Here is a 9,551-nt window from a genome sequence, read left to right as displayed (position 1 = left end):
GCGTCGGCACGCGCAGTTGTCAGGCGAATTGCAACCAGATCCGTCCCGTTGGCCGTTCCGCTTACCGGCGGCCGCATCGGTCGAAAAGTGGTCTCCGCCGGGCTGCAGCGATACCGGAAAAAGTAGCCCGCTGATCGTCCGGCTAATGGGCGAGTTCGTCTCATCGCTCTGAGAAGCAACCTCCGGGTTAGTACAGGTCGATCATGCCGACACGGTGTTTTACGCCCGACATTTCTGTTGCTGGAACCCAAGGCGGCGTTACTTTTCGGTAAAACGGTCGGAGCAGACTGCGCTGGACGAGCACGATGAGGTTGATGTCGATCCAACCCAGGAACTGCCCAAATTTGATGCCCCGCTTATGCAGCCATGGGGCGACCAGGACCCACGCAGCACAACCGAGAGGTAGCACTACCCACAGGAGCACGCCTCGCACTGTCAGCAGCACGAAGCCGGAGAAGAAGCCCGATTTTGAATTCGCCATGCAATTCTCCTCTTTGCGATAACGCGCCCACGTCTGGCTACCGACATGCCGAAAGGCTATCGTTCGACCGTTCCGCCTGCGATTAGTTCTCGTGAAATAGGCCAGACCAGCAATCTTCGCCCTTTTGCCGTCCGTAATAGGTCCCGCTGTCGGTGGAGTTTGCGCATCTCCAGAGCGTTTCGTGAGGGACTGGTTGTGGCAGTGTTGGAGCCGTGAAGGTTGATGCGGCACGGCTAACTCTCGAGAGCATTTCGCCAGAACTGGCACGTCGAATTATCGCGCGCGACCCTGCCGCCAACGACGCCTGGCATGCGGAATACCCGTTCGAGGATGAACTCGCCCCGCTGCAAGGCCTGGCGGCCGATCCCGATCCGGACCCTGTATTCACGATGTACCAGATTCGACGCCGATCAGATGGTCTCGCCATTGGCGGCCTCGGCTTCTTCGGGCCGCCCCACGATTCGGGTCGGGTCGAGTTCGGGTACGGCCTGGTGCCATCCGCGCGAGGCGTTGGTCTTGCAACGGAGGCAGTCGTCGCAGCCTTAACTGTTGCGATGGACCGCGGGGCGACGATCGCAGAAGCGGACACCGACCTTGATAACGAACCCTGTCAGCGTGTACTGGTCAAGGCTGGATTCAGCGAGACCCATCGCGATCACGAAAAGATCTACTATCGCCGCAGGCTCACCGATCCTGCTTCCGACAGCGGTCCCAACCGGGATTGAACTCGTAGCCATCTATCTCGCAGAGAGTTCCGCTTGCGGGTGTCGTATGAGCGGTGCCGGTGTCGCATTAGCGGTTCCGTTTGCGGGCATCTGAAGAAGTCGATGAGAAGCGCCCCTGACGCCTTGCTGGGAGCGAGGATGCCCCGGATCGGTGGGTGGGGAGGTGACGCGGCCCGATAGCATCTTTTCATGCGCAGGATGTCGGCACGCGGCCTCACCACCGCTGAAGGGGAGCGCTTACTGATTCTGTCCGCAGGGGTGGGATCGGGGCACAACAGTGCCGCGGCGGCGGTTCAGCAGGCGTGTGCCACGCGCGCCGACGTCGCGGAGGTGCAGGTGCTGGATGTGCTGGAGAAGAGCAGCGTGCTTTACCGCGACATGCTGGGGAAGGGTTACTTTGCCCTGGTCAAGGACTTGCCGTGGCTGGTCGAGTGGGGGTACGACATCAGCGACCCGCCGTTTCGGCGCCGCGGCCCGATCGACCCCTGGACACGGGCGAATGCCCTTCCGGTCATCGGCGCGATTAAGCGATTCCGACCGACCGCGATCGTGTGCACGCATTTCCTACCGGCCCAGTTGATGGCATCACTGCTCCTTCGCGGCGTGATTGACGCCAGGACCGCTGTCGTCACGACGGACTACGATTTTCAGGGCCTGTGGCTCACGGGTGTGTTTCACGCGCTCTTCGTGGCGAGGGAGGAGGCGAGGGTGGAGCTGACGGCGCTCGGCCTGCCTCCCGACCGGGTCGCGGCCACAGGCATCCCGATCGCCACACAGCTGAATGTCGCGCCCGCGCGCGATGCCAACGAGCCCCCGATGCTGCTGATCTCCGCAGGCGCGAGCGGCGGCGACTACGCGGTCGCGGTCGTGCGGCAGACGCTGCACATGCGCTCCCCGTTCACGGCAACGGTCGTGTGCGGACGCAATGACGCACTGCGGCAGCGTATCGAGCAGCTCGTGGCACCCGCGGGTAACCGCTATCGCGTGCTCGGATTCACGGCGGAAATGCCGCAGCTACTGCGCCGCGCCGACCTGTTCGTGGGTAAGCCGGGCGGGCTGTCGGCGTCGGAGTGCATGGCCGCAGGGCTGCCTATGGTGCTGGTGAACCCCATCCCGGGGCAGGAGGTTCGCAACGGGGACTACCTGATGGAGCAGGGGGCGGCCGTCCGCTGTAACACTGCCGCCACGATCGGCTGGAAGATCGACGAGGTGCTGCGCGAGCCGGGGCTGCTGCAGCGGATGCAGGCGGCGGCGCTGAGAACCGGCCGCCCTGACGCTGCGGCGGACGTGCTGAGCGGCCTTCTGGACGGGCCATCCCGTCCGCTGGTCGTGAGCCGCGCGGCGCAGAAGACAATCCTCGCCGCGAGCGAGCGGCGCGTTGTCGCGACTGATCTGACGGGGCCGTCCTCGCTGGTCCGCCTGATCGACACGGCTGTGGGCAGCACGGTTGCGCTTCTGCAAGCCGAGGAGCTTGGTGATCTGCAGAAACGATACGCGACACCGGACGGGGGTCTGGTGTTGCGGCGCGACCAAACGCCGGTGTCGTTTCGGTGGGAGGCGCGGCGGTTGCTTCGAGCCATGCTGCGGGGCGACGACGTGCTGCCCGTCCGCGTCGAGGGGCTCTCGGCATCGCTTCGAATCCTCCCCGGGTGACTGGCGGGACACGACCTGTACCGACCTCAGGCCAGCCGACCGTCCGAGCTGCCGTCCTCGTCGATCGATCCCTCAGCGCGTCGCAACGGGCCTGCATCCGCCCAGCTGACCGGGCTGTGCTGGGCGGCGAGCAGGGCCCAGTCGCCCGCGCGGGGAGACCAGCGCCGTGTCGCCGGATCGCGCTGCAGCGTTGGCCCTGCATCCAGTGTGACCTGCACGGTCGTCTCCGCACCGGGCTGCAGCGTCACCTTCCGGAATCCCAATAGCTGGGCCACCGGCCTGCGAATCGACACGTCCGCGGCGTAGACCTGCACGACGGTCGATCCCTCGCGGTCGCCAGTGTTCGTCACGAGTACGTTCGCGCTGCCGCCCGTGTCGTCGAACCTGTGGTCGAGAAGCTGGTGCTCGATCGTCGTATAGCCTAGGCCGAACCCGAACGGGAACGCGGGCGCGTGTCCCTCGCCGTCGAGCCGGCGTTGACCCCACTTGTCGTCGTAGATTACAGACTTCGCCGCGCTGTTGAATGATGGCAGATGCGCGGCGTCTTTCGGGATTACAAACGGCAGCCGTCCGCCGGGCTCCGCGCTGCCGGTGATCACGCTCGCGAGTGCGTGGCCGCCCTCCATCCCGCCGTACCAGGCGAGAAGGAGCGCTGGCACGCGGTCTCGCCAGGCCTCGGTCAGGATCGCGCTGCCGCCGATCAGCACAACGATGGTCCGGGAGTTGGCGGCGGCGACCGCGCGGATGAGTTGCACATCGGAGGGGCGCAGGTCGAGCGAGCTTCGGTCGCCACCTCGGACGAAGCGCGACGCGAGATGTGCGAGACCAATGAGCGCCCGACGGAGGGGACCAGAACCAAACGACCGACCGAGCACGCCCACGTCGACGCCGCCGGTGACGACTGACTCGCCCTCGTCGTGCTGGTCCAAGCCGACGACGATGATCACCGTTTGCGCCTCGGCTGCCACCGCGGCCGCGGCGCGAACATTCCGCCCGGAATTGGTTGTGATTCGCACCCGGGGAAGTGCCTCGCGCAGACCCTGCAGCGGGGAGACCGTTGAGGGGGGTCGAACGCGTGACGAGCCGTGATCGCCGAGGTTCGCCCGCGCCGCCAGCCGGCCGATCATAGCGAGATGCCGGGTGCCCGCTGCCAACGGCAGCAGCGCCGCCGCGCCGATGGTGTCGTTCTTCAGGAGCACGATCGATTCCGTGGCCACCTGATTGGCCAGTGCCCGGTGTGCCGGGGAGGCAATGGGAGTGGCGCTGGGACTCGCCACCTCGCGGGTCGCGGCATGCAGCACGCTCGTGCGCAGGATGCGGCGCGCGGACTGCAGCACAGTCGCGCGGGCCACGTTACCCGTTCGCAGCGCCGCCGGAAGCTCACGGGCGCGCAGCAGTCGTAGCGGCATTTCCACATCCATTCCCGCTTGTAGGCTGGCAACCGCGTCGTGGGTGCCGAACACCCAGTCGCTCGTCACGAACCCCGAGAAGCCCCACTCGTGCCGCAACACATCGGTGAGCAGGGCGCGATTGACGTCCATGTACTCACCCCGCACCCGGTTGTAGGCACTCATCACCGAATCGGCGCCGGCATCCACTACGGCTTTGAAGTGCGGCAGGTACACCTCGTGTAGGGCGTGCTCGTCGACCGATACGTCGACCTCGAAGCGCTCGTTCTCCATCGAGTTGAGAGCGAAGTGTTTCACGCACGCCATCACGTGCACGCGTATGCCGCGGGTCATGGCCGATCCCATCCGGCCGGTGAGCACCGGATCCTCCCCGTAGCACTCCTGCGCCCTGCCCCACGCAGGGTGGCGAAGCAGGTTGACGCAGACGGACGCGGAGTAGTTGGCGCCGCGCGCTCTAGTCTCCAGACCGATCGCGAGGCCGACCCGCTCCTCGAGCCACGGATCCCAGGTCGCAGCCCGCGCGATCGTAACCGGGAAGGCGGTGGAGGCGCCAATCACCACGCCGCGGGCACCATCGCTAAACCGTATGCCCGGAATTCCGAGCCGCAAGACCGCCCCAGCCACGAACGGGCGCCGACCGAGGAGCGTCGGGATGAGCAGCAGCAACCACTTGGGAGAGTCCCCATCGAGCAGTCCGAGAATCTCTCCATCGGTCAACCGGCCGATCAATTCGTCCGCAGCCTCATCCGCACTGACCTCGCCCGCACGGACTGCCCGGACTGCCTCGCCGTAGGCGCCTCCCTCCGCGGTCATCGTGTTCGTCGACGCTGGTCCTGCGCCGACGCTCCTCCGCTTCTGCGCTCGTGCAGCCCGATGCCCTGCTGCCATCTCTCCACGCTGAATTCTGCATTCGGTGTATGCGCAACCGCAAAAACACGGCCTTGCCGCTGGACCCGCGGTGCGTTGAGTGAGCGGGCGCCGAGCGGCGAAGTCCGGTTACTCGTTGCCGGATGGAGTGATTTCGGACTTCGACACAAGTCTCTTTGAGAACCTGCGATTACTGTCACGGTGACGCGATCAAAAATGAGAGTTGCCACCACCCAGAGCCGAAATCCTCAACAGCTGCCGCACTCTCTGATTGATTCGCCCCAGCGTGCCCCGGTGCGCAATTAACGCTTCCACAGCCTCAACGTACCCTCCGTGGAGCCTGTGGATGATGATCCGGCTGAAGGGCTTTATCTTGGTTCTTGAACCTGGAGTTTTGGGATTCTTGCAATTCCCCGGTCCGACTCGACTATCGCAGTTCGATCTTCACACCCGGAGGCCGTTCCCGAGTGACACAGCTTCTCCCGTAACGCCGTCGGCAGGATTTGCCTTCGACCTGTGGCGCTGATGGCCCGGCTTGCGGGCAGGAGGCAGCGGGAGAAAGTGAACCGGGCCTGACGGCGAGGAATGTAGTGAGCACTCGTACCGACGCAACGACTTCAACAACTGGCCACCCGCATGCCTTGTGGTTCGCTGCGGGATCGGCAACCGCCGCAGTGACCGGCGGTTTGTTAGCGGCGTTCTATATTGCGGCCGTTATCGGCTGGCCAGTGGAAGGCGGAGCACCGGCATCGGGGTGGATCGGTATCGTCATGGGGGTTGTTGTCGGCGGGATCTTCGGTGGGATTGGGATCGGTATTCAGCGACGGGTGTCGAGTCCGCGGATCGTTGCACCGCTGATCGCACTGACGCTACTGATGCTGTTAGGGATCCTGGCGTGGGTGGTGCCCACACCGTTTGACCCGAACGGGAGTCTCCGGTACGGGGTAGCTGTGACCGCGCCATTCGCCACGATCGCCACCCTCCTCGTGACCACCATCGTCGCTCTAACCGACTCCGCGCTGTGGCTTCGCGTTGGTGGCGTCGCCAGCGATCTCATCGCTGTTTCATTGGTAATTGGCTTACTGGCAGGCGGGTAGGTCCTATTGATTCCATCTGCCGGTCATCGTTCCGCTTGTAAGACAGGTTTGGACGGTGCTGACTAAACCGTTCAGATGTCAAAAACCCGCTGGAGCTGAGCCCCTATGGCACGCTTAGGCCATGCCAGTTGACGAGATTTTGTATAACGCTGCCGTTGGTCTCATCGAGAGCCGCCTTGCATCGTCAGAGTGGGCTACTGCTGCAGCCCTTCGAATGGATGATGAATCCATCCGGGTGGGTATCGTTTTGGACAATATCAATTCCGGAGCGGGATTATGCGCCGAGGTAGGTCCGATCACTCAGGCGTACACCGAAGGGCGTCAAGTAATCGCGTCGATCTGCGTCAATCGCGCCAAAGACCGCCAACATGATCTGGTTCTCGCTCCGTGCGGCCTCTGCCAGGAACGATTGGCGCTGTGGGGGCCCGAAGTTGAAGTTGGAGCCGCGGATGCTGCCGACCCCAGAGGCTGGAGCGGGCGAAGGCTCAAGGAGCTGAACCCTCACTATTGGGCAGCTTCTTTTTCTGATGACGGGCACTGGCCGACAACGAAGGAACACGCCGAATAGCGTTATCCACATCCTGTCGCCGATCAAAGGCTCGCTTCCGACGACGCATGCGGGGCTCAGGACGGGTAATCACCTGATTGCCGCCCGATGAGCGTTCCCGTTGAGGTCGCCCGCCACACCGCACATTGACGGTCGGGCTGACGTTACAAGGGGATTCAGAATTCGATGGTTCCGTAACCCTGCGCTGGTGGGATGGCGGCGGGTTTCTTGCCGGGGGCAGGGCCACCTAGGTTGGTTGGTTCAGAGCACTGGCCATGCTCCAGGTGACGTCCACCCACCGGGTCAAGGGCGGTTCGTCCGCAGTTGATTCGGTGGTGGTTGCTCCCGTTCGGGTCGTGAGCGCTGAGAGCGCCGAGCCTGCCGTGACTGGAGCAATGTCGAGGACATTGGTGTTGGCACTGTCGGTGCCGCGGGTCACTTGCTCGCCCCCGAGGGCACGCTGGCGGCGACGGTGGTGGTGACGGCTGTCCAACCCATGGTCGCTCCGGCGGGGAGGCCATCCAATGCTTTGAGCAACATTTGCCGCTCACCGATGACCAGGCCCGTGTTCGGGTCGATGATGATTTCCTGCCGGATACCGTCCGTTTCGTCGCGGCCGATGGCGACGCCGGTGCGTCCATCCAGGTTGGCTGTGCCTTGGGTCAGAGTGACCCCGGGAATGAGAGCGGCCGACCGGTACATCGTGGCTCGAATGCCCGCGGGCACGAGACCTGATCGAAGGGTGTCGGCGATCCAGGTCAGGGCCATACCGTCGGGAGACACTCCCTGACCGAGGGTGGTCCGGTAGATGTAGTTGAGCAGCTGTGCCGGGTCGGTGGGGAGCGCGGCCAGGGATGCTGAGGTCAGGTTGGCCGGGCCGTAGAAGGCACCCGATCGAAGGAGCACCCTCTCGGCGGGGAAGGGCGGATCTGCCGCTGCCGCCTTCTCTGATTCGGCCCCAAATGTTTGCACTGGCACGCGTGCATCCCGGATCCAGGTCCATGTCTGCGAGGAATCCTTCGGGATGTAAAGCTGGCTGTCTTGGGAGGCTAGGAACGTAGCGGGAGTGCCGTCCGGCGTGACGGTGACGGACGCGTAGGCGGCGTGCGTCGCGACTTCGAGGAACTGGCCCTGTCCGACTGTGGGATCACTGGTTTTGATGGCGGCGGCGGCTGCGTCGTTCAGGGTGCTTGCGGCCGCAGCATCGGCTCCACCGCGCCATCCGGCCGGGCCCACGATGTTGCCGAGGACGAGAGCGGCGGCGACTCCGGCCGCGGCCAGGCTCGTGCCGGTGATCCAGCTCGCCCTGCGCAGCCGGCGTCCGCCCGGAGCGCGCCGTGTCTGGCTGGCTCGGTCGGAACCGAGAACTGTCTTCCGGACACGGGGACGGCTGCGCACAATGTCGGCGTTCCGGGGGGAGGCGACGATTTGGTCGAGGCGCGCGGTGGCACGGATGCGCTGATCGCTGTCGAGTGACGTCGTGTGGGCAGGGTTGTGAGTGCGGACAATGGTGTCGAGGTTGATGCTCATGAGTGGGTCCTCAGGTACGGGCGGGTCGGTACCGCCGGGGGAAAAATGTCGAGGTGGTGCCGCAAGCTAGTGAGTGCACGGTTCAAGCGGGTCCGATAGGCGGCCGTCGAAATGTGGAGAATGCGTGCGGCGTCCGCTGACGAGATGTCATCCCACAGCGCGAGCGCAAGAGCCTCTTGCTCGGCGGGGCGAAGCTTGTTCCATGCCTGGGCGAACTCGGCGCGGTCGAAAGCGCCAAGACCTTCGTCGCTTACCTGGGTGCGGACTTCCAGTGAAAGGCGAACGCTTAGCGCGGTTCGTCGGAAACGCGATTTTCCTTCGGCGAGTAGGCACTTGCGGGCTACCCCGAAGAGCCATGCTCGGGCGTCTTCTGCGGTGTCGGGGAGCGTATCGAGTCGACGCCAGGCGACAAGGAACGTCTCGTGGGTCACGTCCTCCGCGCGGTGTTCCTCGGGGATGCGGCGCTGAATGAACCGGAGGACCGGCTCGTACGTAGCGTCGTAGAGGGCCCGAAATCGTTCCTGATCCTGGGGAAGTGGCGGCGAGTTCATACCCTTACCTGTCCCCTAGTCGCCCTCGCATTACAAAACCGTTCAAAATCTTTTGCCGGTTGGCTAGATCCTCGCGCGAGAAGTCGGCCTCGCCCTGGATCGGCACGAGCTTCATCGAACCAGGCAGCACGCCGACTGTCGCATAAGAGGTTCGGCTTATGGGCGGCCTCAATCTATCTCGCGGTGTGGATTAGGCCGTTTGGGGGAGTGGCTGGGGAACGACCTGTCTGTTAGAAAGTGAATATATTTTCACTGCACCTGTCGATGCTCATTAGGGCATACAGCTGTTCGGTCTGAGGTGAGATGGCCTTCACTTCGTCGTATCTGAATCACCGTTTTTAGGGGGAAATATTGCGCTGGTCATTCCAACCGATACCCCGATACAAGGTGGTTAGAAATTCTTGAAGGGACCTCGTGGAGTCCAGAATTGGGAGTTCCGCCAGTCCTACCGCTACCACCGTGATCCGCTCTTCCCACCGAGCGCAGCGATCGCATGGGGTGTTGCCGCCTTCTCAGCTCCTGAACAACATCTCAACGTGATTCAAGGTATAGGCCAAACCACGGTCCGCGATTGTCAAACCGGTGCGCCGGTCGCCGCAGACATCGAGCTTGTTCGGATTGTGAACGGCCGCGCCGGTGGCAACAACTACAACTGTGTCCCGTGAGGATTCCCATGAATAAGCGTATTGGC

The 9,551-nt window shown here is 63.9% G+C and carries 8 protein-coding genes; 4 read left to right on the top strand and 4 right to left on the bottom strand.

The window, feature by feature from the left end; all coding sequences use genetic code 11:
• Window positions 1–187 precede the first annotated feature (187 nt).
• Window positions 188–481, bottom strand: a complete 294-nt coding sequence (locus tag RCH11_RS17905; protein ID WP_327058385.1) for a hypothetical protein — start codon at window positions 479–481, stop codon at window positions 188–190.
• 212 nt (window positions 482–693) lie between these two features.
• Here RCH11_RS17905 and RCH11_RS17900 point away from each other — a divergent pair, with 212 nt between their 5' ends.
• Window positions 694–1,206, top strand: coding sequence for a GNAT family N-acetyltransferase (locus tag RCH11_RS17900; protein WP_327058384.1), 513 nt, complete (start codon window positions 694–696; stop codon window positions 1,204–1,206).
• 189 nt (window positions 1,207–1,395) lie between these two features.
• Window positions 1,396–2,859, top strand: a complete 1,464-nt coding sequence (locus RCH11_RS17895) for an MGDG synthase family glycosyltransferase (RefSeq protein WP_327058383.1) — start codon at window positions 1,396–1,398, stop codon at window positions 2,857–2,859.
• Between the two features lie 26 nt (window positions 2,860–2,885).
• Here RCH11_RS17895 and RCH11_RS17890 read toward each other — a convergent pair whose 3' ends face one another.
• Window positions 2,886–5,156 carry a beta-glucosidase gene (locus RCH11_RS17890; RefSeq protein WP_327058382.1) on the bottom strand — a complete coding sequence of 757 codons (2,271 nt, stop codon included), beginning with the start codon at window positions 5,154–5,156 and terminating at the stop codon, window positions 2,886–2,888.
• A gap of 569 nt (window positions 5,157–5,725) precedes the next feature.
• Here RCH11_RS17890 and RCH11_RS17885 point away from each other — a divergent pair.
• Entirely contained in the window at window positions 5,726–6,232 is a 507-nt protein-coding gene (locus RCH11_RS17885; RefSeq protein ID WP_327058381.1) for a hypothetical protein, read from the top strand.
• A 121-nt stretch (window positions 6,233–6,353) separates the two neighbouring features.
• Window positions 6,354–6,800, top strand: coding sequence for a cytidine deaminase (locus tag RCH11_RS17880; protein WP_327058380.1), 447 nt, complete (start codon window positions 6,354–6,356; stop codon window positions 6,798–6,800).
• Window positions 6,801–7,214: 414 nt separating this feature from the next.
• Here RCH11_RS17880 and RCH11_RS17875 read toward each other — a convergent pair whose 3' ends face one another.
• Both RCH11_RS17875 and RCH11_RS17870 read right to left on the bottom strand, forming a co-directional pair.
• A complete protein-coding gene (locus tag RCH11_RS17875; protein ID WP_327058379.1) occupies window positions 7,215–8,309 on the bottom strand; it encodes a CU044_5270 family protein in 1,095 nt (364 codons plus the stop codon).
• Window positions 8,306–8,860 (bottom strand): RNA polymerase sigma factor, encoded by a 555-nt coding sequence (locus RCH11_RS17870; protein WP_327058378.1) that lies wholly within the window; start codon window positions 8,858–8,860, stop codon window positions 8,306–8,308. The genes RCH11_RS17875 and RCH11_RS17870 overlap by 4 nt, the downstream gene beginning before the upstream one ends.
• Window positions 8,861–9,551: the final 691 nt, after the last annotated feature.

It is taken from the genome of Glaciihabitans sp. GrIS 2.15, assembly GCF_035984695.1.
GTDB lineage: Bacteria > Actinomycetota > Actinomycetes > Actinomycetales > Microbacteriaceae > Lacisediminihabitans.
Note: the sequence above shows the minus strand (reverse complement) of the source record. Positions and strands in the feature narration are given on the sequence as shown.